At 40.9% G+C, this 24,518-nt stretch carries 26 protein-coding genes; 20 read left to right on the plus strand and 6 right to left on the minus strand.

The annotated features are described in order from the left end of the window. Positions 1 to 284 precede the first annotated feature (284 nt). The 5 genes from HYS07_00935 to alaS all read left to right on the plus strand — a co-directional run bounded on the left by HYS07_00935 (position 285) and on the right by alaS (position 7,142). Positions 285 to 1,499: a competence/damage-inducible protein A gene (locus HYS07_00935; GenBank protein ID MBI1869738.1), complete on the plus strand. Its 1,215-nt coding sequence runs from the start codon at positions 285 to 287 to the stop codon at positions 1,497 to 1,499. Positions 1,500 to 1,632: 133 nt separating this feature from the next. Continuing rightward, positions 1,633 to 2,190: an RNA 2',3'-cyclic phosphodiesterase gene (gene thpR / locus HYS07_00940; protein ID MBI1869739.1), complete on the plus strand. Its 558-nt coding sequence runs from the start codon at positions 1,633 to 1,635 to the stop codon at positions 2,188 to 2,190. Between the two features lie 15 nt (positions 2,191 to 2,205). Continuing rightward, a complete protein-coding gene (recA, locus tag HYS07_00945) occupies positions 2,206 to 3,273 on the plus strand; it encodes a recombinase RecA (GenBank protein ID MBI1869740.1) in 1,068 nt (355 codons plus the stop codon). 117 nt (positions 3,274 to 3,390) lie between these two features. After that, positions 3,391 to 4,515 (plus strand): trypsin-like peptidase domain-containing protein, encoded by a 1,125-nt coding sequence (locus HYS07_00950; protein ID MBI1869741.1) that lies wholly within the window; start codon positions 3,391 to 3,393, stop codon positions 4,513 to 4,515. Beyond that, positions 4,512 to 7,142 carry an alanine--tRNA ligase gene (gene alaS / locus HYS07_00955; GenBank protein MBI1869742.1) on the plus strand — a complete coding sequence of 877 codons (2,631 nt, stop codon included), beginning with the start codon at positions 4,512 to 4,514 and terminating at the stop codon, positions 7,140 to 7,142. Before HYS07_00950 ends, alaS begins: the two co-directional genes overlap by 4 nt. 28 nt (positions 7,143 to 7,170) lie before the next feature. Here the strand turns inward: alaS and HYS07_00960 are convergent, their stop codons facing one another. Beyond that, the gene (locus HYS07_00960) at positions 7,171 to 8,238 is read right to left on the minus strand and encodes a class I fructose-bisphosphate aldolase (GenBank protein ID MBI1869743.1); all 1,068 of its coding nucleotides are present in this window, start codon (positions 8,236 to 8,238) and stop codon (positions 7,171 to 7,173) included. A 581-nt stretch (positions 8,239 to 8,819) separates the two neighbouring features. Here HYS07_00960 and mraZ point away from each other — a divergent pair. Together mraZ and HYS07_00970 are read left to right on the plus strand one after the other, a co-directional pair. Further along, on the plus strand, positions 8,820 to 9,263 hold the full coding sequence (mraZ, locus tag HYS07_00965) for a division/cell wall cluster transcriptional repressor MraZ (protein MBI1869744.1): 444 nt from the start codon (positions 8,820 to 8,822) through the stop codon (positions 9,261 to 9,263). Between the two features lie 127 nt (positions 9,264 to 9,390). Further along, the gene (locus tag HYS07_00970; GenBank protein ID MBI1869745.1) at positions 9,391 to 10,152 is read left to right on the plus strand and encodes a GGDEF domain-containing protein; all 762 of its coding nucleotides are present in this window, start codon (positions 9,391 to 9,393) and stop codon (positions 10,150 to 10,152) included. A gap of 150 nt (positions 10,153 to 10,302) precedes the next feature. Here HYS07_00970 and HYS07_00975 read toward each other — a convergent pair whose 3' ends face one another. Next, positions 10,303 to 11,970 carry a tetratricopeptide repeat protein gene (locus HYS07_00975; GenBank protein ID MBI1869746.1) on the minus strand — a complete coding sequence of 556 codons (1,668 nt, stop codon included), beginning with the start codon at positions 11,968 to 11,970 and terminating at the stop codon, positions 10,303 to 10,305. A gap of 139 nt (positions 11,971 to 12,109) precedes the next feature. On the opposite strand from HYS07_00975, the gene HYS07_00980 reads away from it, so the two are divergent. The 10 genes from HYS07_00980 (at position 12,110) to HYS07_01025 (ending at position 20,643) form a co-directional block, all read left to right on the plus strand. Next, on the plus strand, positions 12,110 to 12,490 hold the full coding sequence (locus HYS07_00980; protein ID MBI1869747.1) for a response regulator: 381 nt from the start codon (positions 12,110 to 12,112) through the stop codon (positions 12,488 to 12,490). Between the two features lie 60 nt (positions 12,491 to 12,550). Continuing rightward, positions 12,551 to 12,958, plus strand: a complete 408-nt coding sequence (locus HYS07_00985) for a response regulator (protein MBI1869748.1) — start codon at positions 12,551 to 12,553, stop codon at positions 12,956 to 12,958. Continuing rightward, positions 12,955 to 13,287 carry a thioredoxin gene (gene trxA, locus HYS07_00990; protein MBI1869749.1) on the plus strand — a complete coding sequence of 111 codons (333 nt, stop codon included), beginning with the start codon at positions 12,955 to 12,957 and terminating at the stop codon, positions 13,285 to 13,287. Before HYS07_00985 ends, trxA begins: the two co-directional genes overlap by 4 nt. A gap of 32 nt (positions 13,288 to 13,319) precedes the next feature. After that, the gene (gene mdh / locus HYS07_00995; protein ID MBI1869750.1) at positions 13,320 to 14,249 is read left to right on the plus strand and encodes a malate dehydrogenase; all 930 of its coding nucleotides are present in this window, start codon (positions 13,320 to 13,322) and stop codon (positions 14,247 to 14,249) included. Beyond that, positions 14,246 to 15,616 (plus strand): tetratricopeptide repeat protein, encoded by a 1,371-nt coding sequence (locus HYS07_01000; GenBank protein ID MBI1869751.1) that lies wholly within the window; start codon positions 14,246 to 14,248, stop codon positions 15,614 to 15,616. Before mdh ends, HYS07_01000 begins: the two co-directional genes overlap by 4 nt. Positions 15,617 to 15,798: 182 nt before the next feature. Further along, complete coding sequence (locus HYS07_01005; GenBank protein ID MBI1869752.1) at positions 15,799 to 16,923, plus strand: LysM peptidoglycan-binding domain-containing protein; 1,125 nt, start codon at positions 15,799 to 15,801, stop codon at positions 16,921 to 16,923. Between the two features lie 184 nt (positions 16,924 to 17,107). Continuing rightward, positions 17,108 to 17,743, plus strand: a complete 636-nt coding sequence (locus HYS07_01010) for a hypothetical protein (GenBank protein MBI1869753.1) — start codon at positions 17,108 to 17,110, stop codon at positions 17,741 to 17,743. Then, positions 17,724 to 18,467: an ABC transporter ATP-binding protein gene (locus tag HYS07_01015; protein ID MBI1869754.1), complete on the plus strand. Its 744-nt coding sequence runs from the start codon at positions 17,724 to 17,726 to the stop codon at positions 18,465 to 18,467. Before HYS07_01010 ends, HYS07_01015 begins: the two co-directional genes overlap by 20 nt. Before the next feature lie 2 nt (positions 18,468 to 18,469). Next, a complete protein-coding gene (locus HYS07_01020) occupies positions 18,470 to 20,107 on the plus strand; it encodes a hypothetical protein (GenBank protein MBI1869755.1) in 1,638 nt (545 codons plus the stop codon). Next, positions 20,095 to 20,643 carry a methylated-DNA--[protein]-cysteine S-methyltransferase gene (locus tag HYS07_01025; protein MBI1869756.1) on the plus strand — a complete coding sequence of 183 codons (549 nt, stop codon included), beginning with the start codon at positions 20,095 to 20,097 and terminating at the stop codon, positions 20,641 to 20,643. Before HYS07_01020 ends, HYS07_01025 begins: the two co-directional genes overlap by 13 nt. 99 nt (positions 20,644 to 20,742) lie before the next feature. On the opposite strand, the gene HYS07_01030 is transcribed toward HYS07_01025, so the two are convergent. After that, entirely contained in the window at positions 20,743 to 20,883 is a 141-nt protein-coding gene (locus tag HYS07_01030; GenBank protein ID MBI1869757.1) for a hypothetical protein, read from the minus strand. An 81-nt stretch (positions 20,884 to 20,964) separates the two neighbouring features. Here HYS07_01030 and HYS07_01035 point away from each other — a divergent pair, with 81 nt between their 5' ends. Next, positions 20,965 to 21,396, plus strand: a complete 432-nt coding sequence (locus HYS07_01035; GenBank protein ID MBI1869758.1) for an AbrB/MazE/SpoVT family DNA-binding domain-containing protein — start codon at positions 20,965 to 20,967, stop codon at positions 21,394 to 21,396. 85 nt (positions 21,397 to 21,481) lie between these two features. Here HYS07_01035 and HYS07_01040 read toward each other — a convergent pair whose 3' ends face one another. Beyond that, positions 21,482 to 21,826: a type II toxin-antitoxin system PemK/MazF family toxin gene (locus HYS07_01040; GenBank protein ID MBI1869759.1), complete on the minus strand. Its 345-nt coding sequence runs from the start codon at positions 21,824 to 21,826 to the stop codon at positions 21,482 to 21,484. Between the two features lie 5 nt (positions 21,827 to 21,831). Further along, complete coding sequence (locus tag HYS07_01045; protein ID MBI1869760.1) at positions 21,832 to 22,074, minus strand: toxin-antitoxin system protein; 243 nt, start codon at positions 22,072 to 22,074, stop codon at positions 21,832 to 21,834. A 115-nt stretch (positions 22,075 to 22,189) separates the two neighbouring features. Here HYS07_01045 and HYS07_01050 point away from each other — a divergent pair, with 115 nt between their 5' ends. Together HYS07_01050 and HYS07_01055 are read left to right on the plus strand one after the other, a co-directional pair. After that, positions 22,190 to 22,543 carry a hypothetical protein gene (locus HYS07_01050; protein ID MBI1869761.1) on the plus strand — a complete coding sequence of 118 codons (354 nt, stop codon included), beginning with the start codon at positions 22,190 to 22,192 and terminating at the stop codon, positions 22,541 to 22,543. Between the two features lie 13 nt (positions 22,544 to 22,556). Beyond that, on the plus strand, positions 22,557 to 24,041 hold the full coding sequence (locus tag HYS07_01055) for an aldehyde dehydrogenase family protein (GenBank protein ID MBI1869762.1): 1,485 nt from the start codon (positions 22,557 to 22,559) through the stop codon (positions 24,039 to 24,041). Here the strand turns inward: HYS07_01055 and HYS07_01060 are convergent, their stop codons facing one another. Next, on the minus strand, positions 24,042 to 24,449 hold the full coding sequence (locus HYS07_01060) for an HNH endonuclease (GenBank protein ID MBI1869763.1): 408 nt from the start codon (positions 24,447 to 24,449) through the stop codon (positions 24,042 to 24,044). Positions 24,450 to 24,518: the final 69 nt, after the last annotated feature.

Below are 24,518 nucleotides of genomic sequence, written 5' to 3' on the forward strand. Positions count from 1 at the left end.
AGTTCTACAACAGCAGCAAAAGTTGTTAAGGCAAGGGTATGGTTGAAGCGCAGTACTGCTATGGGTAAGAACGATAAGAATGAGGCAGATTTTGATGATGTCACTTTTAAATTAAATTGTAAGTAATTCGAGGTGATGTCTGGTGTTTTTTAAAGAGAGGAGGACGAAAGTCCTCCTCTCTTTTTCTAAATGTGCGAAAAATTATTGACACTACCTTATAACCTTCTTTATCTCCTCTTGCTCCTCTGTTCCAATTTTGTTATTTTCTCACCGTGAAAAGAATCATGACCATTGCGACTGGAACAGAGCTCATGCTGGGTTCAACCCGGGATGAGGATTTTGTTTTCATGGCATCTCGACTTGCTGAAAAAGGGTGTCCCATCTATCGTCATTACGTGGTGGGGGATGATCTTAAAAGTTTAAAAACCGTTTTTTCTGAGGCCCTTTTTCATGGAGATATTGTTATTCTTTCCGGGGGATTGGGACCTACCACGGATGATTTGACACGGGCGATGGCATCAGAAGTTTTGAATCGATCCTTAAAAATAAATCATCAAGTTCTGCAAGCAATTGAGGAAAAATTTCGCTTGCGTCATTTAGAACTTCCTGAATGTAGTCGCGAGCAAGCCCTGATTTTAGAAGGAGCCGAGGTTATTCCTAATTTTGTAGGGACAGCTCCTGGGATGTATCTCAAGGATCAAGATAAAGATATTTTTTTCCTTCCTGGCCCTCCTTATGAATTAAAACCTATGTTTGATAAAAATGTATTGCCTAAAATTCTTTCCATTTGCCAGACGCGTATGAAGAGTTTTACTGTCAAAACTTTTGGTGTTCTTGAGTCCAGTGTGCAAACTTGGATGAGTGAACTTTTTAAGAGTGAACCTGCTTTTTTAAAAAGCCTAGGTTATACCTCGTCTCCTGAAGGCGTTTCAGTAAGGGTTTTGGAGGGGGAGGACCGATGGAAGGAGATTCAACTTTTAGTAGAGAAACTTAAAAAAAGATTAGGGCCGTGGACTTATGGTCAAGATCAGGAAACTTTACCTAGGGTGGTCGCAAAACTTTTGAGAGAGGAAAAGAAGACGCTTGCGATTGCAGAGTCCTGTACGGGTGGCTTGATGGCAGAACGCTTGACTCAGATTCCCGGTATCTCTGAGGTTTTTAAATTAGGCGTGGTGACTTATTCTAATGATGCCAAGATGAATTTAATAGGTGTTTCAAAAGAAAATTTAGAGAGATGGGGAGCGGTGAGCGAAGCTGTTGTTTTGGAAATGGCTCAGGGTGTAAGAGAGAAGGGTTATACAGATCTGGGGCTTTCCATAACGGGTGTTGCTGGGCCTGACGGAGGGACATCAGAAAAACCGGTGGGTTTGGTGTGGATTGGAATGAGTGATGGAGTGAAATCTTTCGCTCAATCATATCAATTTTTTGGGGATCGCCCGACCATTCAGTTTAAAGCCTCTCAGGCGGCATTTGATTTGCTAAGGCGTTCATTGGCATAATAAATTAAAATCCAAAAATCAAAATGCAAAATGACATATTAAAATTCAAAATTTCTAATGCTATTGCAAGGAAGACATTTTAAGTTTTACATTGTCATTTTGATTTTTGATATTTGATTTTTGATATTCAAATATGAGACTTTTTATTGCAATTGAGCTTCCTCAAACACTTCAGAATGAAATTGCCCACTTCATCGAACCTTTAAGAAAACAGGTGAGGGGTGCTCGATGGATTCCTTTACAAAATTTGCATCTGACCCTTAAATTCCTGGGTGAAGTCCCCGAGATAGATATTTTGAAAATTAAAAACTGCATGGAGGAGGTGATTCGAGAAGAAAATTTTCAACCTTTTAAACTTCAATTTTCAAAAATCGGAGGTTTCCCTACCTTAAAATCTCCTCGAGTGATTTGGCTTGGTGTTTCAATTGGAGAAGAAGTTTTATCAAAAATCACCTCTTCTTTAGAAGGTTCGCTAGAGTTATTGGGATATCCTAAAAAGGATCGTCCTTATCAAGCTCATTTGAGTTTGGGAAAGGTCAAAGATCCCAAGCAATTTTGGGGTGTAGAAAAGTTTGAGTTGATCCATAAAACAAGCTTTGCTGGCTTTTCGGTGGGTGTGATATCATTGCTGCAAAGTTTTTTGGGCCGGGATGGGGCGAGTTACGAGAAGGTTTACGAAGTGAAATTATAAAAAGGAGCACTTATCATGCCAGAATCAGCCACGCTTCAAGAGAAACAAGAGAAACAGGAGAAAAAAGAATTAATTCAGAAAGAGAAGGACTTGGGAAGAGAGAAGGCGTTAGATGTAGCTCTTTCCCAGATCGAAAAACAATTTGGGCAGGGCGCCATTATGCGTTTGGGGAGAGATCATCCCATTTTTCCTATTGCAGCCATTTCGACTGGAGCCCTGACTTTGGACATTGCTCTTGGGATTGGTGGAGTGCCTCGGGGGCGTGTGGTAGAAATTTTTGGACCTGAATCCTCTGGAAAAACGACGCTGGCACTTCAGATCATTGCGAATGCCCAGAGGGCAGGAGGAAAAGCGGCTTTTATTGACGCGGAGCATGCCCTGGATTCTGGCTATGCGAAAGTGTTAGGGGTTGACATTGAGAATTTGCTTATTTCTCAACCGGATTGTGGTGAAGATGCCTTGAATATTGCAGAGGTTTTGGTTCGGTCTAATGCCTTGGACGTTGTGGTCGTTGATTCCGTTGCAGCGCTGGTTCCTCGAGCAGAGATTGAAGGGGATATTGGTGATCAGCACATGGGGCTTCAAGCCCGGCTCATGAGCCAAGCCCTTCGAAAATTAACGGGCTCCATCAGTAAATCGAGAACCTGTGCCATTTTTATTAATCAAATTCGTGAAAAAATTGGAGTTATGTTTGGAAGTCCAGAAACAACCCCTGGAGGACGGGCTCTAAAGTTCTATTCTTCAGTCAGGCTTGATATCAGGCGGATCGGAGCGATTAAAGATCCCAAAGGAGTGGTCGTTGGAAATCAGGTGAATGTGAAGGTGGTCAAAAATAAAGTAGCGCCCCCTTTTAGAGAAGGAGCCTTTGATATTCTTTTTGGGGAAGGAATTTCAAAGGAAGGATCTGTGGTGGATATGGGAGTGGCGCTCGGGGTTATTGAAAAGAAGGGATCTTGGTTCACCTATAAGAATGACAAATTAGGGCAGGGAAGAGAACAAGCCCGAGACTTTTTAAAGAGGGAAAAGGCTGTAATGCAGCAGATTGTGAAGGAAGTGAAAGAGAAGGCGGGCTTGAGGAGTTAAAGACAGTTTAACCCTGTCATTCGACAGGGTAAAAGTTTAAGGTTCAAAGATAAAAGTTAAAAGAGTTAAAATTTTTTATAACTCCTAACTCTCTAACTTTTCTTCTAAATTCATGCTATGAAAAGAAATATCTTAATTACCATTTTATTATTTTTTATTTCGCTGCCACTACGGGCTTCTCCCTTAGGGGATTTGGAGAATGCTTTTGCCGAGGTGGCTGAAAAGGTAGGGCCTGCGGTGGTCAGTATCAGCACGGTTCAGACCTATCGGTTGGGGACGGGCTATCTTGTAGAGCCTTATGAACTTCCGGATCAGACGTTTAATGATTTTATCAGCCGGTATTTTATGGTTTCCCCTGAAACCGAACTTCATAAATATGGTTTGGGTTCTGGAATCATTGTGAAGGAAACGGGTGAGATTTTAACCAATCGCCATGTTGTTCAGGGAGCCAGTGAAATTGATGTTACGCTATCCGATGGTCGGAAGTTTAAAGCGACTGTTAAGGGATCAGATTCTCGATCGGACTTGGCCATTCTTAAGATTGAAGCGGATCACTTAACCCCCGCTCAATTAGGGAATTCGTCTTCCGTTAAAACAGGAGAGTGGGTGGTTGCGATTGGTAATCCCTTCGGTTTTTTACTTAAGGATAATCAACCGACGGTGACTGTGGGTGTGATCAGTGCAACGCACCGAAAACTTCCAGAAGCGGGTTTAGGACAAGGTCCTTATTATTTTGATTTGATTCAGACGGACGCCGCGATTAATCCAGGAAATAGTGGAGGGCCTCTTGTCAATTTAAAGGGAGAAGTCATTGGCATTAACATGGCTATTTTTTCAAGTACGGGAAGTTATTCTGGGGTAGGCTTTGCTGTTCCGATTGATGTTGCAAAAGAGATTCTTGAGGATTTAATCAAGGGGGACAAGATTGTTTACGGTTGGATGGGTTTAGGGGTGGGTGCCCTCGATGAGAGAATGGCGAAAGAACTTCATCTTCCAGACTCCCGTGGCGCTTTGGTGCTGAAGGTGTTTGAAAATAGCTCTTCGGAAAAAGCAGGAATTACTGAGTTTGATGTCATTCGTAAATTGGGAAATATTCCGATTAATACTCCCGAAGATTTGATTCAGGAAATTTCAAGATTAAAGGTGGGAACACATTTAAAAGTTGAACTATTGCGTCGGGGAGAAGCTCTTCAACTGGAAGTGATTCTAGAGGCACATCCGTTGGAAAGAGAAAAAACGTGATTCGGTCATCAGAGATTCGTCAAAAATTTTTAGAGTTTTTTAAATCACGAAGTCATTCGATTGTTGTGAGTGATTCCTTAATTCCAAAAGGAGATCCCACCCTTTTATTTACAACAGCCGGTATGGTCCAGTTTAAATCTCTTTATGCAGGGGCCCCTTTACCTTATAAACGTGCGGCCAGTTGCCAAAAGTGTTTAAGGGCGGGAGGGAAGGGGAGTGATTTAGAAAATGTGGGCAAGACGATTCGCCATCATACTTTTTTTGAAATGCTCGGCAATTTTTCTTTTGGGGATTATTTTAAGGAGGAGGCCATTCTGTGGGGATGGGAGTTTTTAACTCAAGTGATGAATCTTCCCCAGGAAAAATTGTGGGTTTCTGTTTTTCGGGAAGATGATGAAGCTTATACCCTTTGGACAAAGAAGGTTGGAATTTCTGAAGGCCGAATCGTTCGCTTGGGTGAGAAGGACAATTTTTGGGGCCCTGCGGGAGATACAGGGGCTTGCGGCCCTTCTTCTGAAATTCATTTTGATTTGGGAGTTGAGCGCGGTTGTCAAAAAGACCCTTGTGCTCCGGGTTGTGACTGCGAACGATTTTTAGAAATTTGGAATTTGGTCTTTCCTCAATTCTATCAAGAAGCCGATGGAACAAGGAAATATTTAGTTCGTCGTGGGATCGATACCGGAATGGGATTGGAACGAATTACCTTTGTCGTTCAAGGTGTTCAAAATAATTATCAGACAGATCTTTTTCGACCGATTCTTTCAGAAATATCTAAACACACCCCTCAAGGGTATGACTCAAAAACTCAGATGGCTTATCATGTGATTGCCGATCATGTGCGGGCGTTAACTTTTGCTATTACAGATGAAGTTCTTCCTTCGAATGAAGGGCGAGGTTACGTTTTAAGAAGAATTTTGAGAAGAGCCAGCCGCTATGCGAAAAAATTAGGAATTCAAGAGGCGATTCTTTATAAACTCGTACCTGTGGTTGTGGATGTGATGAAAGAAATTTATCCCGAACTTGTTTCTTCAAGAGAAAATGTTGCCCGTATCGTTAAGTTTGAGGAAGAACGATTTTTAGGAACCATTTCTTATGGTTGGACCATTCTTGAAGACTTAATGAAGACGAGTCCATCTAAAATGCTTTCAGGGGGAGAGCTTTTCCGTCTGTATGATACTTACGGATTTCCTCTTGAGATGGCCAAAGAAATTGCCCAGGAAGAAGGATTCAAAATTGATGAAGAAGGTTTTAAAAAATTAATGGGGGAGCAAAAAGAACGTTCTCGGGCAAGCTGGATTGGAAAAACAGAAGTGGAGGAAACTGTTGCTTTAGAAGAACTTAAGAAAAAGTTAGGCTCCACTGAATTTTTAGGTTATCAAACTTTATCGGCCGATGGGAAAATTTTAAGTCTCTTAAAGGATCAGAATGTGGTTGAAGAGGTGAGAGAGGGAGAAGAGATTCAAATTATTTTGAACCGATCCCCTTTTTATGGAGAATCCGGAGGCCAAGTCGGGGATCGGGGTTTCATTCAAACCACGCAAGGGGAAGTTGAGGTTTGTGATACTCAGTGGCCAATCGAGGGCCTAACCGTTCATCATGCCATCGTAAAGAAGGGCCTTCTTCATTTAGGAGATGAAGTTTTTGCAAAAGTGGATCCCCCTTTTAGGTATGCGACAGCCCGCCATCACACTGCGACTCATCTTCTTCATTATGCCTTAAGAAAGATTTTAGGGACTCATGTGAAACAGGCCGGTTCTCGGGTTTCCCCTGACCGATTGCGTTTCGATTTCGCTCATTTTGGAAAAGTGAGTGAATCAGAGTTAGAACATATTGAGTCTTTAATTAATGAAAAGATTTTGGACAATAGTTCACTTCGAACTTTAGTGATCCCGATTGAAGAAGCAAAAAAAGCTGGGGCCATGATGTTTTTTGGTGATCAATATGGATCAGTCGTGAGAATGCTTGATATTGGAGGGTATAGCTTGGAATTATGTGGAGGAACACATGTAAAAGCTACAGGAGAAATAGGACTTTTTAAAATTCTAGGTGAAGCCAGTGTGGCCAGCGGGGTTCGAAGAATCGAAGCCCTTTCGGGATTAAAGGCTTATGAGGCCGTTCGGCAAACCACGCAAACTCTTTCGGATCTTTGCTCTCGTCTAGGAACTTCTCGAGAGGCGGTATTGGAGAGAATGGAAAAATTGTTGGCCGATAAACGCCAGCTTGAAAAAACATTAGAAGCAGAGCAAATTCATCGGGTCCAAGGTCAGCTTTCTGAAATTCTATCTCAACCGCTTAAAATAAAAGATCATTTCTTTTATGTAGGTTCTTTTGATGGTTTGGATCAGGAAATCTTACGAACGCTGCTTGACCAGGCAAAAAATCAGGTTACTTCAGGCGTGATTATTCTCTCCTCTCAAAAAGAAGGTAAAGTCATTTTCCTTGTTCTTGTCACTCCTGATCTTGTGAAAAAGGGTCTCCATGCGGGAAAAATTGTTCAAGAACTGGCCAAGAAGGTTGATGGAAAGGGCGGAGGGAAACCTGACATGGCACAAGGGGGAGGGAAGGACCCCTCAAAACTTCGAGAGGCGCTTAAATCCCTGCCAGAAATATTAGAGAAATTATTGTAAATAATTTCTCTAAATCTGTTTCAATATGTTACGCAACCGTTACTTCTTTACACGTATAAACATCTTGAATCGCATTCAAGAGCTTAATCCCATCTTTCATTGGTTTCTGGAATGCCTTACGGCCGCTGATCAGTCCCATACCTCCGGCCCGTTTGTTAATGACAGCGGTTTTAACGGCATCGGCCAGATCATTCTTTCCTGAAGCTCCTCCGGAATTAATCAGCCCCATCCGGCCCATGTAATTGTTGAGCACTTGATAGCGGCAAAGATCAACTGGGTGATCGGTCGATAAATCGGTATACATCTTGGTGTCGTACTTACCATAGCCCTTTTTCTCTTTATTCAGAGCTTCATAACCACGGTTAAGTTCTGGAAGTTTTTGTTTGATAATATCCGCTTCAATCGTCACTCCTAAGTGATTGGCTTGTCCAGTAAGATCCGCACTCACGTGATAATCTGCATCGCTAGTCTTGAAGGCGCTAGATCGAGTATAGCACCACAGAATGGTAAACATTCCAAGCGTGTGAGCTTGATGAAACGCTTCACTTACTTCCGTAATCTGACGGGTGCTTTCAGGAGATCCAAAATAAATGGTGGCTCCGACTCCAACGGCTCCCATTTCCCAGGCTTGCTCGATATTGGCGAAAAAAACTTGATCCGCTTTATTGGGGTAGGTGAGGAGTTCATTGTGATTAAATTTTAGAATAAAAGGAATTTTATGTGCATATTTACGAGCGACAGCTCCCAAGACTCCAAGGGTTGATGCGACTGCGTTACAGCCTCCCTCGATCGCCAATTTTACAATATTTTCAGCATCAAAATATTCTGGATTTGGGGCGAAGGAAGCTCCCGCAGAATGTTCAATTCCCTGGTCTACCGGTAAAATGGAGAGATACCCTGTTCCAGCAAGTCTTCCATGGCTGAACATACTTTGAAGGTTTCGAAGGACGGGGATCGGCCGATCACTGATTAAAAAAATGCGATCGACCCAGTCGGATGTCGGAATATGAATTCTTTCCTTGGGCACTTTACACTGGTGATGAAGCAGGCTCTCGGCTTCTTTATCTAGCAACTGTGAAATTTGATCAACCGTCATTTTAGAATCTCCTTTATGGGTCAGAATTAAAGCTAAATGTTTGAAAGAACAGACAAACGTGAGTTGAGCAAATTCACTTCCCAAAATAGGAACGGCTGGGGTGAGGGCGCTAAGCAGGTTTGCTTTTGTGTCTGCTGCTATGGTGACCCGAAAAATGGTCAAGCAATCGCACAAAGAGAAAAAGCGCAATCCCAATCACCCCAATACCAATTAGCATCACCTCCGGCGTGCTCATGGTTATTTCTCCTTTCCAGCGTTATCTGGCTTTGTCGGTGGAAGAAGCAATATCCCTATGAAAGTCAAAACTGCACCGATTCCAAGCCCCAACAACCCGATTTTGATGTTGATACGCTCTGTCAATAGACTGCTAACTGCGGCAGCAGTCAAAATATACTTGGCAACATCCAATATGAACTCGCCGCCTTTCAGACGTCTCGTGTTTTGGCTCATCAAACTCAGCATATCAATTGGTTCCCAGATTGTCAATCTGAAGGCTACTAAGATTTTGTATTGACAGAGTCATCCCCTGTGTTAATATATGGGTAAATGTGGGTTTTTTTTGGATAACATGGGTAAATGAGATGTTTCTAGGGACATTCGAACATCGAATTGATGCACGGGATAGAGTTAGCATTCCTGCAAAGATGAGGGATGAACTCTATCGCGGGACAACCAAACATCCGATTATGACCATTGGATTCGAAAAGTGCCTTTACATTTACTCCAGACCTCGTTGGGATCGGTTTGCCAATGAGGTTGAAACGCTCCAAACCAGCCATGAAGATACCCGACGACTTGAACGATTTCTTTTTGCAAATGCCAGTGAATGTCCTGTTGATCCTCAAGGAAGAATCCTGGTTCCAAAGCATTTGAAAGAACATGCTGAATTAAACGATGGACTTTTTATTGTTGGGGTACGTCATCGAATTGAAATTTGGAATCAGGATGAATGGGGTCGTGAATCGAAAAAAATTCGTGAGACTTCTAAGGGGATAGCAGAAAAGAGTGCAGGATTTTCGATATAAATCCAAAAATCAAAAATTAGAAATCAAAATGACAGATCAAAATCTAAAATTTTTTAAATCTTTGGTTTTTAAATCTTTGAATTTTAATTTGTCATTTTGAATTTTGAATTTAACAAGGGGGGGATCGATGAAAAGGAGTTTTAAGACTCTTTTAAATCAGTTCTGTGCCTTGAGTTTTACCGAAGAAGAAGCAGAACATCATTGGTATCGCATTTTAAGTCATCAGAAGGATCTCGAACAGGTTTTGGATCGTTCTGTGGGCTTCACCGTTGCGCTCACAGATTATTTGATGAACACCGTTAAAAAGGTTCGCGGGCCTGTGTTGGTTGAAAGGGACGATTTTCGAAAAACGGAAGATTTTGCCATTCGAGATCCGCTTACCAATCTCTACAATCGCCGGTTTTTGAAAGACTACCTAGATAAAGAATTTGATAAAATTAAGCGTTATCCTCTCGCTTATTCCATTCTGTTTGTAGATGCCGACCGTTTCAAAAACTTGAATGATCAGTTTGGTCACTTGGCGGGAGATCGTGTTCTTCAAAGGATCGCAAAAATTTTATCCTGCTATTCTCGGGGATCAGATTTGGTGGCTCGGTTTGGGGGGGAAGAGTTTGTCGTTGTGATGGCTCAAACGTTGGGAAGAATGGCTTTTGATGTGGCTGAACGTTTGAGAAGACATATTGAATTTCAAGAATTTACAATTTCTGGAGTGAAAGACCCTGTACATATTACCGTCAGTGGCGGAATAGCGACCTATCCTTCAGATGCGACGGATGCGGATGAGCTTCTAAGACAAGCGGATGAGGCTCTTTATCATGCAAAGGTGAAAGGACGAAACTGTATTTTTCATTATCGGGATATCCCTCATAAATCGAGACTAAGCGCCTAGAAAAGCAGTAAGTAGTAAAAAGCAGTAAGAAGTAAGTAGTAAACAGTAAGCAGTAAAAAGAAAGAAGTGAAAACTGATTTGTAGGGTTATTTTTCTACTTACTACCTACTCTCTACTCCTTACTGCTTTTTACTTCTTACTGCTTACTCCCTACTGTATTTTCCCCAGTTTTCTCTTCGCTTCTGTATGATCTGGATTTATTTCAACGGCTTTTTTCCACATTTTTTTTGCCTCTTCAATACTGCCTTCCAGATATAAAACATCCCCCAGGTTGCTGTAGGCGTTTGCATAGTTGGGATTGAATTGAAGGGCGAGGTTGAACTCTTTTTCGGCCTGAGAAAAATTTCCCTCGTGATAATGCAAGAGACCCAGGTTATTATGGACTTCGGGGTAATTAAATTGAATTTGGATGGCTTTTAAAAATTCTTCCTTAGAACGATCAAAATCTTTAAGGCGACCGTAGGCAACGCCTAAATTGCCATGAAGGTGGGAGCTATCCGAAAATCTTGCCGTGCTTTCCCAAATGGAAATATTATTTTTCCAATCTTTGTTACGTAAAATAGTTAAGGTGCCCAAAGAAATTAAATATATTGCCATGAAGGTTAAGGCAGTATATTTTGAAAAATTTCTAAAAATGGGGTGAGGTTTTATTTTTAGCGTTGAAACAAAAATGTCGCTTAAGATGAGAAAAATTCCTATCGAGGGAAGGTAGAGCCAATGTTCGGCCATGTTTGCATTGAGAGGAATAATATCTGAGAAGGGAAGAAGAGCGATGATGAAAAATGCGAGTCCGAAAAATTTGATTTTGGATTTAGAGTAGAAATAAAAGGTGAAGATGATGAGGATTAAAAATGCATTCAGAGAAAGAAGATAAGGGTATTCAAAAAGAGTTTTGGCGTAGATCATGCCTCGTTCCATATGGAGATTGATAGGAAATAACAGAAGCCCTAAATATCCTAAATCTAAATGATGGGTGACGGGGTGGATCATCCATCCCATGACAGATCTTGAGAAGGTGAGGAGCCTTAAAAGAAGAGGGATATGTCGAACAGGATTATCTTCCAAAAGTGGAATTTTTGAGAAATCAAGGGTCGTTTTTCTAAGAATAATATAGATAGCAAGAAGCATGAGCATAGGTAGATAGCGTCCAACAAGATGGAACATGGATTTTTTTTCCTGATCCTGAAATGTGACCACATCCGTAAGAATCATGTAAAGGGGAAGGAGGATGGCCATTTCTTTCGACATTAAGGCAAGGGGAAAGCAAAGAAAAGATAGACTGTAAAATCCTATGGATTGACGAAAGGTTTTAGCATGGGTTGATAAGATGTAAAAATAAAGAGAGAGCAAGATAAAAAAAGAGGCCAGAGAATCAGCTCTTCCCGATATATAAGCAATAGCTTCTGTATGAATGGGATGAATGGAATAGATTAAACTGGTAAGAAAAGCGATTTCAAAACGACGGAATAATAAAAAAAGATAGAGGTAGACTAAAAAAGATACGAAGGAATGAAGAAGGGTGTTAAAAAGATGAAATCCAAAGGGATGAAGTTCCGATAATTTATAATTGATGAGATAAGTCAGTAGTTGAAAGGGCCTCCAGAAATTGCTTTGAGAATCTCCTCCTTTGAAAAGGTTTTGAGTGAATAGATCGGGCAGATATTGGAAATTTTGAATAAAGCGATTGTGAGTGATCAGGATTTCATCATCCCAAACAAACGAATGGGTTAGGCTGTTTAGGTAGACAAAAAAGGTTGTAAAAAGAAGGGCGAAAAGGGCGATATTATGGAGATGAAAAATGGATAAGGTTTTTTTCACTTAAAAAACACCCTACCACGATGTTGATTTTTTTTAAACCCTATTTTTATTGTTTATAACAGAAGTCATTGTAGTCAGTTGCGGTCGTAGATTTTCAAAAGTCTTGCTCCCGATCTTATTTAAAAATATACTAAATTGTATGAGTAAGTCTCATCCGAAAAAAAAAGCACTTAAGATTTTGATCATCGATGATGATCAAGCCATTGCTCTTATTTTGAAAGAATTTCTTCAGATGAAAGAGTATAGGGTTTCCTACGCAACAGAAGTCGAAGATGTCGATGGACTTATTTTAGAAGAAAGGCCAGATGTTGTTTTTTTAGACTATCGAATGAGTCCTTTAACGGGGAAAGATATTCTGGAAAAAATTACTTTATTTGATGAGGAAATTCCTGTGGTCATGATGTCCGCTTACCGAACTTCAGAAGGAATGTTTGAGGTGAGGAAATTAGGGGCATTTGACTACATTGGTAAACCCTTCAATTTTGATGAGATTGATTCTATTCTTGCGAAATTAGAATAGAAACAAAAACTATTGTAGAAAATATCCTTTTTCTGATATAAAAGCGTAAGAGGTTTACTTATGGATAAAAAGAAAATTCTTGTGGTGGATGACGAGGCCAATATTCAGAAAATGCTTCGTACCCTTTTGGAAATTAATGACTATGAAGTTGAAACAGTTTCCGATGGAAGTGAAGCCATAACGAGAGTAAAACAGGCTCCTCCTGATCTTGTTCTTCTAGATCTTGTGATGCCTAAAGTGGATGGTTTTAAAGTGCTGGAAAATTTAAAACAGGATTCCAAGACGAAAGAAATTCCGATTATTCTTTTTACCGCAGCACCACCAGAGGTTGCTGCCCAACGAGGTGCAAGCGCTGTGGAAGCGGTTGATTACGTGTTGAAGCCTTTTGACCGTGTGACGCTTTCATTTTTGCTGCAAAGAATTAAAGAATTAACAGACAAACAAGGAGGCACATCCCTTCATCCATGAGTACTTCGATTGAGAGTTCCCAAGATTTTGACACTTTAATTAGCCATTCAAAAAGAATAATTCTCGTGGATTTTTGGGCCCCTTGGTGCGGCCCTTGCCGAGTGGTAGGCCCTATTTTGGAAGAAATTGAACACGAACAACCTGATCAGGTGGAAGTGATTAAGGTGAATGTGGATGAGCAGCAAGATTTGGCCGTCCGGTTTGGTATTATGAGTATTCCAACGCTCATTCTCTTTAAAGATGGGAAAGTCTTCGATCAATCCATTGGGGTCGGTTCTAAAAATAAGTTGATCAGTTGGATTCAGTCGGCTCGTGAAAAAAAGGCTTAACGAGAACAAGAGTTAGAGAGTGAAGAAGTTAAATGAAAATAACAGTTGTCGGATCAGGGAATGTAGGTGCAACAACAGCTTTTTTGTGTGCTCAAAAAGGTTTGGGTCATGTTGTTCTTGTGGACATTTTGGATGGGATTCCTCAAGGGAAGGGATTAGATATTTTACAGTCTTGTCCTTTAGCGGGGACGAGTGTTCAGGTTCAAGGGACCAATGACTACAAGGACACTCAAGATTCAGATATTGTTGTGATTACCGCAGGTCTTGCACGAAAGCCAGGAATGAGTCGTGAAGATTTACTTCGAGAGAACGCTAAAATTATTCAAGGGATTACTTCTCAAGTTATAAAATATTCTAAGAATCCTATTTTGATTGTCGTGACCAATCCTCTCGATATCATGACCTATCATGCCTGGAAGGTTTCGGGTCTTCCTTCAGATCGTGTGATGGGACAAGCCGGGGTTTTAGATAGTACCCGTTTTAAGTCTTTTATTGCTGAAAAGTTAAAGGTCTCTCCTTTAGATGTCACCTCCATGGTCTTGGGGGGGCACGGGGATACGATGGTTCCTCTTGTGAGATTCACTCAGGTGTCAGGGATTCCTTTAACAGATCTTTTATCAACTTCAGAAATTGAAGCTCTTGTTGAACGGGCGAGGAATGGGGGTGGAGAGATCGTCAATCTTCTTAAATCGGGAAGTGCTTATTACGCCCCTGCAAGTGCGGTGGTTCAAATGGTTCAATCCATTGTTTGGGACGAGAAACGGGTGTTACCCTGTTCAACTTATTTGAAAGGTCAATATGGCTTGAATGATCTCTTTATTGGGGTTCCAATTAAGCTCGGCAAGAAGGGGGTCGAAACGGTGTATGAACTTTCTCTCCACCCTGAAGAATTGACTGCTTTAAGAAATTCGGCCAAGGTTTACAAAGACGGAATTCAACTGCTTTATCCTCAATCCTCATGATTAAGTGGGTCTTACTTTTTTTTATTCTCATCCATGTTTCGGGATGCTCCCATCCCAGTGATTCTAGTCAAAATGATGACCAAAAGATTGATAAGGCTCAAAAAGAGCTTGAGAAAGACTACAATAATCCTAGACTCCATACGCGTCTTGGGGTTTTGTACGAAAAGAAGGGATTAACAAGCCAAGCAGAAAAGCACTATCGGATTGCGGTCAAACTCGATCCTCAAGGAACAGAACCTCTTCTTAATCTAGGGAATCTCTACTTAGAAGAGAAGGATTATCCTAATGGTCTTTCAACACTCCAAAAGGCACTTCAAATTGCTCCTCAAGATCCAAAAATCAATTATTTAGTGGCTACCCTTGATCGAGAGGCAAAGCAATACCCAGATGCACTCCTATATTATCAAAAAGTTTTAGATCGTGATCCTCATCATGTCTTTGCTCAAAATTATATTGGGGTTACGCATTATGAATTGAAAGAATACCCTCAGGCAGAGGCTGCATTTCAAAAGGCAGTTCAAATCGATTCTCAATTTGCTGATGCCTATGGAAATCTTGCCTTTTTATATGATTTTAATCTTCATGATAAAAAGAAGGCCATTGAATACTATGAAAAATTTCTTCAATTGAGACCTCAAGGGGAAAATGTTACCCTTGCGCAAGAACTTTTAAGTAAGGCCAAGAAGGAAGTAGAAAATGAAGTAAAAAATACACCCGTTTCCCCATCTCCAATCATTCATGAAGAGATTCAAGCTCCTCCTGAAACCATTGTTTCGCCTCCTCCAAAAGAAATATCAGAGGATGTCCTTGCGACTCCTCCTCCCATTGTTCTTGTAAAACCTGTGGATCATCATGAAACGTCTCAGCCAACGACTGAACGTCCATTACCCCGTGATCCGGCGCAAGCCATGAGATATTTTAAACAGGCTGTGAGTGATCAGTCCAAGGGGGAAAATGCACAGGCTATTCTCGAATATCAGAAGAGCCTAGCCCTTAACCCTTCTTATGTGAATGCCCACTACAACTTAGGCATTCTCTATAAATGGAATGGAGAGAATGACAAGGCCATTCATGAATATGAAGAAGCCATCAAACTGAATCCAAAACTTGAAAAGGCTTATTATAATATGGGGGTTCTTTTAAAGGAGAAGGGGAGTATCGATGAAGCCATTTTGGCCTTTAAAAAAACGATTCAATTGGATGCTCGATATTCAGATGCTTATTTAGGTTTAGGACTTATTTACAATCAAAATAAAAAAGATAGTCCTCAGGCCATTGGGTATTATAAAAAATATTTAGAGCTACATCCCAGTGGCTCCACTGCAGACAAAATTAGGGCGTGGCTTAATTCAGTTGATAAACACTGAGCATTGGCACATTTCATCATTGTAGTCGTAAGTGGTTATCTACATCTATGGGGATGAAAAGAGTCGACAGTCAACGGTCGATGGTCGACAGATTTAAAAGAAGCATTTTTTTATGGACTGTAAACTGCTGACCGTGGACTCTTTTTTTATCATTGTCACCTCGTACATAGGCATATGAATCTATGAAAAGGTTGATTTGGATTTTGCCTATACTCATCATTATTCTTGCCGTTATCACCTCCCTATTTTTTATTAAGACATCCAAGCCACAACCTCTTCTCGGAAAGAATCTTTTTCAAGGGCAACAGTTTTTTGAAGATTCAGATTGGAGACATGCAGCAGAACAATTTGAAAAAGAATTGGTTTTAATGCCTGAAACGGCTGAAGCTCATCTTCAATTAGGAATTTTATATGGAGATTATTTAGGTAAAAAAAGTGAGGCGCTTCGCCACTACGAGTCTTATCTTCAACTTGCTTCTAAAAATGAAAAAGCCCTATTGGTGAGGGAATGGCTTAAAGAACTTAAAGAAAATTCGAAAGGCATTTCTTCTTTAGATCTAGAAGAACCAAAGGTTTTACAGGAAACACGGTCTCCCCCTTCTCCAAAGGAGGAAGAGCTGAAAGCCGAGCTTCGTCAGCAATCCCTCGTCAATCTAAGTTTAAGAAATACTTTGCGTGAGAAGGAGATTGAATTAGGGCAAATTCGGAGTCAATCGGTGGAGGTATCAACCCTTAAAAAGAGTCAATCTGAACTTATTCAGGCCCTTAAGCAAGCTCAAGTGAAATTGGTGGATAGTCAAGCAAAAGTGAATCAACTCGAAGGCATGCGTCAATCTCTTGAAGAGGATCTTGAGGAATCGAAAGATGAAAAGTTGAAATTGGAGCAGGCTCTCGGAAATTTGAAAGCAGAGGCGAGCCATCAGAGAGATTTGGGAACAAAGAATTCCGTGATCATGGTTGAAAATAGGAAATTAAAGGAAGACAATGAAGCTCTTCAGGAAAAAGAAGTGTCTTTAAATCAACAGATTCAAACTCTCTTAACAACTCGAGAAACCCTTCAAAAGCAGATTAACGAGTTGCAAGAAACTCTTCTCAATCATTATGCTCACCCTTCTCAAAGTTCTCCCAACACCCGAAAATACAGGGTCAAAAAAGGAGAATCTCTCAGGACGATTGCCGCGATATATTATGGGGATGATGACAAATGGAGACTTATTTATAAAGCCAATCGAAGTCACATCATGGATCCAGATATCTTAACACCCGGTCAAATTTTGGATATCCCTGCTGAAAAAAATAAACAATGAACATGAGTCCATAGTCAACGGTCCACAGTCCATAGAAATAAATGATTCCTTTAAAACTGTTGACCGTCGACCGTCGACTGTGGACTATGGACTGTGGACCGTTGACCGTCGACTGTAGACCGTCGACTATGGACTGTGGACTCTTTCTATCCACTTGAACTAACAAAATTAATGACGAACGACCATGCTGAAATACATCATTCATAGTTCTGTTCTTTCCTTTTGGCTTTTCATGATGGGAGGCCTTTTTCTCGAACGAAAAGATTTTGAAAAAGAAGCTTTTGAGAGAAGAGATCTCGAAAAAATTCCTATTTTTGGAGAGAAATGCCTGGAAGTTTTAATCGATGGAAAAAGGCTTTGTGTGGTTCAAATTCATTCTGCTGAACGGAGTGGGGAAGCCCATCACTATTTTTATTCACTTTCTTTAAGGGCAGGATTTCGTCTGGATCAAGATATGTTTGAATTATTACTGAAAGGGTATATTCTCACCCAATCCTTTGATCAAATCCTTCGACTTAATTTTACCATTCATTTAAATGAGGAATTGTTTCGAATCGTTGGAACACGCGATCAAGATTCACTTCTTCTAAAGGTTTTTAGGGGAAATTCATTAGAGCAATCGATCTCTTTTCCTTTTGAAAAAGAAATGGAGTCATTACTTTCGGCCATTCCGCTCGCTTCACATTCTTTTGAAACATTATCCTTAAAGTGGCCAGGGCTACAGATGAGGGAAGTAAAAAAAGATGAAGCAACTTTTAATTCTTTCCAGTTAGATCATCCTGACATTAAAGGAGTAATTCATGCAAATTTTAGGGATTAAAACAATAGGTCTTGAAAAGAAATATGGGAATCTATCCGCCGTGCACGATTTAAATTTGGAGATTCCTCAGGGACAATTTTTTGCATTCTTGGGCCCCAATGCGGCAGGAAAAACGACAACTCTAAGAATGCTTTCAGGTCTTTTAAAACCCACTCGAGGGGAGATTCAAATTCGGGGTATCAATCCACAAGAGCAGCCTCTCGAGGCCAAAAAAATATTAGGGTACATTCCAGATTTTCCTCATTTTTATGAGAAATTAACCGCCCGTGAATTTTTAGAATTCATCGGAAAACTTTATTTTATGAAAGAAGAAAAGATGATTAAAAGGGCCAATGAACTTTTATGCGAGTTTGAGCTTGAATCTTATCAGCATCGCTTAATTGAGACGTTTTCCCATGGCATTCGGCAGCGATTAGGGTTTTGTGCAACTTTACTTCACGAACCCAGAGTTTTACTGATCGATGAACCGATGGTGGGACTTGATCCCAAAAGTGCTCGACATGTTAAAGATAGGATGAAAAAGATGACCAGAGAAGGAGTAACGGTTTTTATCTCGACCCATATTTTGTCAGTGGCGGAGGAATTGGCGGATCAAATAGGTATTATCCATAAAGGGAAACTGATTGCAACGGGGACACTTTCTGAACTTAAAAGTAGGGGAAAAGGGGCTCCTGACCTTGAAAATGCCTTTTTAGAGATCACGGAAGGGGAATCTCGAAGTTGAAAATGCACTGGATCGTCTTTGGAGACATGTATTTAAAGTCATTTAAAAATTGGCTTTGGGAAAGAAGGAAAATTTCTCTTCGTGAATGGGTGATTATTGTCTTCCTTCTAGGTTACTGGGTTGTGGGCTTCGAATTTTTTCTTTGGTCCTTTAAGTTTATCGGTTCTTTCCCAGTGGTGGGCGATCTTCTTTTAGAACGACTTTGGCATTTTTTCTTTTTTGCTCTAGGAATGATGCTGATTTTTTCGAATGCGATTGTGTCTTACACGGTTCAGTATCAATCGCCAGAGACCTCGTTTTTATTTAGTCTTCCACTTTCCACCAGATTTATCTTTTATAAGCAACTCATCGAAGGAACCATTTGGAGTTCCTGGGGATTTCTTTTTTTAGCTTTTCCTCTGATTCTGGCCTTTGGAATCGTTTTTCAAAGCTCTTTCGTTTACTATCTTGCTGCCCCTGTCTTGGTCATTTTTTTTGTCTTGATTGTTTCCTTTTTAGGATCTTTTTTAACCCATTTTTTCTTAAAATTGAACCGGGGGAAAAATACGGTCGCAGCCGTTCTTTTATTTCTCTTAGGTGTTTTAGTGTATTTGTTGAGATTTCCTTCCGAACTTAAACAGGATTCTGATGTTTATATTCTCGACTTTTTGAAAAAATTTTTGGAGGGTCTTTCTTTTTCAATGTCACCTTATCTTCCCAGTACTTGGCTTGCCAAGGGTCTTTTAAGTATTTCATTTTCCAAATGGAGAGTCAGCCTCTTTTCTGCAGGGCTGATGATAAGCACCCTTCTTTTGCTGGCGGATCTGGCTTATTTTATTTCTGGGAAATATTATTTTCCCGTTTGGGAAAAAAATCAAGGCGGGGCCGTTGGCAAACATAGAACTTTTTTTTGGAAGGTGTCCAGTCGGTTTAAAATTCCGACCCTGATTCAGAAGGATATGCTTTGCTTAATCAGAGACCCGAGTCAGTGGATTCAACTGGGGCTGATGGGAGCAATGGGGATTTTTTATATCACGAATTTAAAAAATGTTAAAACTTATGTCGAGAATGCTCAATGGGAAAATATGATTTTTTTTATGAATCTTGCCGCTATTAGCCTTATTCTCGCAACGCTCTCGCTTCGCTTTGTTTTTCCTCAGTGGAGTTTGGAATGGAGGAGAAGCTGGATTATTGGGATGGCTCCAAGAAACTTAAAAGAAATTTTAAGAACCAAATTTTTATTTCCCTATTTTGCTTTCTTGATTTTGGGAGAGGCGGCAAGTCTCATTTCAAATCTCGTGTTAGGTTCTTCTCTTTTAAGGATCCTTCTTTCTTTTTGGATGTTGGGAGTGATATCATTTGTAATGATCAGTTTATCGCTGAGCCTAGGAGTTCTTTATCCCAATTTTAAGAGTGATCACCCTTCACAAATTATGTCCGGTTTAGGAGGAATTCTTAATTTGGTTTTTTCGATTGTATATTTGAGTGTTCTTTTGACTGTTTTGAGTTTTCCATTTCATCTGGCCTTCTTGGGAAAAATTCATTCGAACAGGATTTTGATCTTTTGGGTAGGAGGGGTCGTTCTTTTTGAAACCCTTTTCTCTCTGAGTCTATCTTTGGGCCTTCTAAAAATAGCGGAAAGGAGACCATGTCTCGGATAAGTTTTAAAAATTTGATAGGAATATTAGAGATTGATTTTGAGGATAATCGCATCAATCGCATTCGAATTTTGCCCATCACTTCTTCGTTGTCAAAAAAGATGAATAGTTCTGCAACACTGACTCCGATCATTCAAAAAATACAGGATTATTTTCAAGGCAAGAAAGTTGACTTTCAAAACATTCCACTTTTGTTTCATGGGGTTACCCCACCACCTATTGCTGACCTTTCGGGTCAATCCGATGAAGTCGGATCGGTTTCTGGTGGTATGAAAGGTGGTGGGGTAACCCCTCTTCAAAAAGAAATTTTGGAGAGGGTAAGAAAAATTCCTTATGGAATGACAAAATCTTATGGGGAGATTGCGAAAGAATTTGGAAATAGAAATCTTGCTCGGGCTGTAGGACAGGCTTGTAAGGCAAATCCATTTCCCATTCTTGTTCCGTGCCATCGGGTGATTCAAAAGGGTGGAGGACTCGGCGGGTATTCTCAGGGGCTTGAAATCAAGAAAAAGTTGCTTGAAATGGAGAGGGGAAAATAATCGTGTAATAGTTTAAGGGCGCCATGAAGGCGTTGTTATCTAACAGGTGAAAGTCCTGTCCGAGGAAAGGCGACGCATCTCGGTAGCTACGGAAGCAGATTACACAGGCAACTGGGTGGTCTGAAGCCTTCCGGACAAGGGTCGCAAGACAAGGCAATCTCGAAATCCACAGGCCGCAACAAGAATAAACCCTGAGCAAGCTCCGAAAGACTGTTGCGGAAGCTGATCTTCTCTAAACATGGAGAAAGCCGCCACAACCAGGCATGCAGGAAAAGGTCGAGGAAGAACCTGGTTGTTCCGCCGGGGTAGTGGGGTCAGCATGTGGAGAAAGAGAACAGGGCAACACGGGAGATCCACAGAATTGGGGCTAGGGGGGACCAGCTAAACTATTACTTTTTAATAGACATTTACCTCACCTTGGATTATCCTAAAAGTAGGAAAGTAGGAATTCCAACTTTTGTGGAAAGGAAGGGATGTGTTGTGTTGTCCAAAATATCAAGTAAGAATCAGGTTGTTATTCCAAAGGGAATCTGCGCTGTGTTTGGTCTTGTCAAAGGAGATGTTGTAGGCTTTAAGGTGTCTGGTAGGAAGATTATCATGGAACCTAAGGAGCTCATTCTGAGGGACAAATATCCTATCGAGGATTTGAGGGCTACAGGGCATGCCTTGGCGAAGGGAAAAGCCGGAAAGGAAATGGCTTTTAAAAGTGGCCGAGAGATGGTTGATTTCTTTAAGAAAAGAATCAAGAAATGAACTATATTGTCCAGCCTCAAAAGATTAAGGGCGATCAGTTTGTAATGGGGGATGGGATTATTCAGAAAGGACAGAACTTAAAACGCTAAAGTCCTAGCAAAATTTGGAGTCGGTCCTGTATGGCTGACAGAGTTTTGGAAGAAACAGATCCTGTGCACTTCACAAGACGGTCTTTGGAGATTGAACGCATGTCTTCACATTTAACAAAGCTTCTTTTCTTTAAGCCGCCTTCAGGGGGTGTGATTGGAACGTGTAGGGGGATGCCTTTTTCTTTCGAGCTGATGGGCAAAGCGATTACGAGTCCTGCAGGACCACGATTAAAGGGGTTGACAGAAACAATGAGGCAAGGACGTATTCCAGATTGCTCGTGTCCTCGAGTGGGATTTAAATCCACAAACCATATCTCTCCACGAGAAGGTTCTAGACGCATCATGATTAAGCCTCGATGTCATCGAAAAGTGAGATGTCCCAGCTCTCTCTTTCTTTTAACTCGTTCTTCCAGAGCTTGGGGTCCTTTCTTAGGGCTGTATAGGCCTTGTTGGTTTCATGAAAGAATATCTGTCGACGATAGCCCTCAATCGCTTCGTCAAGGATCTCCTGCATGGATTTTTCAACCTGGGCGGAGAGTAGGTGAAGAATGTGACTGGTATGACGACTGATCCTGATTGTAGTAGACATATACGTAACTCCTTTATCTACTCTATAGTATCCAATTTTGTATATCAACGCAACTAAAAAGAGGTTAAAATGAACTACAAGCCGTTTCCGATTCTATTCGTGTTTAATTGTTCAAGTGCTGCTGAATATTCTCATCAATTCGGCTCAGGCCATTCAAGATGGAATGGAGGGAAAAATTGAAATAGTGATAGAAAAAGACCCTGTCCCTCTAAAAAACCGTGAAGGCAAAGACACCCTCTATCTGAGACTGATTCTCAAAGATAATGGACCCGGGATAGAAAAGAAAATTTTGGGAAAAATCTTTGACCCGTTCGTGACGACTCACAACACGGTGAACATAGATCGTCGCCCTGGTCTTGGACTCTTCATTAGCCAGATGATTATCGAGGGACATCATGGGTATATCCATGTGGAATCGACCGTGGGGCAAGGGACAACAGTGGTGATCGATTTACCCATAACTCGTTAGGAAGGAGTTTGCCATGTCTGATCAAAATTTCTACAATTTTATCGATGGCCAATGGATGGGGGCCCAGTCGGGTAAAACCTTTAAAAATATTAATCCAGCCAATCGTGATGAGGTCGTAGGCATTTTCCCTTTATCTGATTCAGTTGATGTGGACCAGTCCGTTCAAAGCGCCGCATGTGCACTCGAGGAATGGCGTAAAGTTCCTCCTCCTAAGAAAGGGGAGATTCTATTTAGAGCGGGGGAAATTTTAGAGCGACGTAAAGAAGAACTCGCCCAACTCATGACACGTGAAATGGGTAAGGTCTTAAGAGAGACTCGGGGGGATGTTCAGGAGGCCATTGATATGGCTTTTTATATGGCCGGTGAAGGACGTCGTCTTTTTGGACAGACGGTTCCTTCAGAGCTTTCTAATAAATTTTGCATGACTCTTCGTGACCCGATGGGGGTTTGTGGACTCATCACGCCGTGGAATTTTCCCATGGCGATTCCTTCATGGAAAATCTTTCCTGCTCTCATTTGTGGAAACACAGTGATTTTAAAGCCAGCCAGTGATACCCCAGCCAGTGCGACCCGCCTGGTTGAAATTTTACTGGAGGCGGGTCTTCCTTCTTCAGTGATACAGCTTGTTCATGGAAGAGGTATTTCGGTTGGAAATGCTCTTGTACAGCACCCTGCAATCGATCTTGTTTCCTTTACAGGTTCATCTGAAGTGGGAAGGGAAATAGGGGTTCTTTGTGCGCAAAACCATAAAAAAGTTTGTTTAGAAATGGGTGGGAAAAATGCACAACTTGTTTTAGAAGATGCAAATATGGATTTGGCTTTGGAGGGAGTGCTATGGGGAGCTTTCGGAACGAGTGGACAGAGGTGCACCGCAACTTCTCGACTGATTCTTCAAAAATCAATCGCAGGTGAATTCTTAGAGCAATTGCTTATCAAAGTTAAAAAAATTAAGATTGGCAATGGTTTGGATTTAGATTCTCAAATGGGTCCTTTGATTAATGATCATCAACTTGAAAAGGTATTTCAATATATCAAGATTGCCGAAGATGAAGGAGCTGAGCTTTGTGCCGGAGGGAAGCCCTATCTAGAGGGTGCATGTTCAAAAGGTTATTTTTTTACACCGACGATTTTTACCCAGGTGAAACCCAAAATGCGAATTGCTCAAGAGGAAGTTTTTGGTCCTGTACTGGCCGTGATAGAAGCAAGTGGTTTTGAGGAAGCTATTGAAATTGCGAATGGGACTTCTTATGGTCTTTCCGTCTCTCTTTACACTCAAAATGTTCATCGGGCTTTTCATGCCATTCGTGATTTTAAATCGGGGATTGTCTATATCAATGCCCCTACCATTGGGGCTGAAGTTCAGCTTCCATTTGGGGGAATCAGGCATTCAGGAAATGGGCATAGGGAAGCGGGGACAAGCGCATTGGATATTTTTTCGCAGTGGAAAACGGTTTTTGTTGACTACAGCGGTAAATTCCAAAGAGCTCAAATAGATTGATCACACTTCTTCATCAAAATCTTTGCGCTTGTTGTCAAAATCCTCCAAATCTTCAATATCAATATCTCCGAGCTCTTCCAGTTCGCTCTCAGATTCTCCATAATCTTCAGATTCTTCGCTTTCTTCTACAAAAGTATCTATCATTTTCTCAACATTGTTAAAATGTTTGAATTCAAAGGCATATTCATCAAGGGTATTGTTTTCCTTGTGAAGAAGTCGATGGTGTTTTTTACAAAGGGTATGAACGTTCTCAGCATTGGAGGATCCTCCATGGGATTTGGGTATCACATGATGGATATCCAGTTCATCGGTTGCAAATTCTTTCTTGCATTTCTGGCAGTGGTACGTATCGCGATGCAGGATTTTATCTCGGAATTTTTTGTAATTAACTTTTTCGAAATCTTCCATATTCCACCTCTGAAGTGTAAGGATTGTAAATAAGTGCTATCCACTGTAAATAAATTTTTATTTAAAAGC

The organism is Chlamydiota bacterium (assembly GCA_016178055.1).
Classification (GTDB): Bacteria; Auribacterota; JACPWU01; order JACPWU01; family JACPWU01; genus JACOUC01.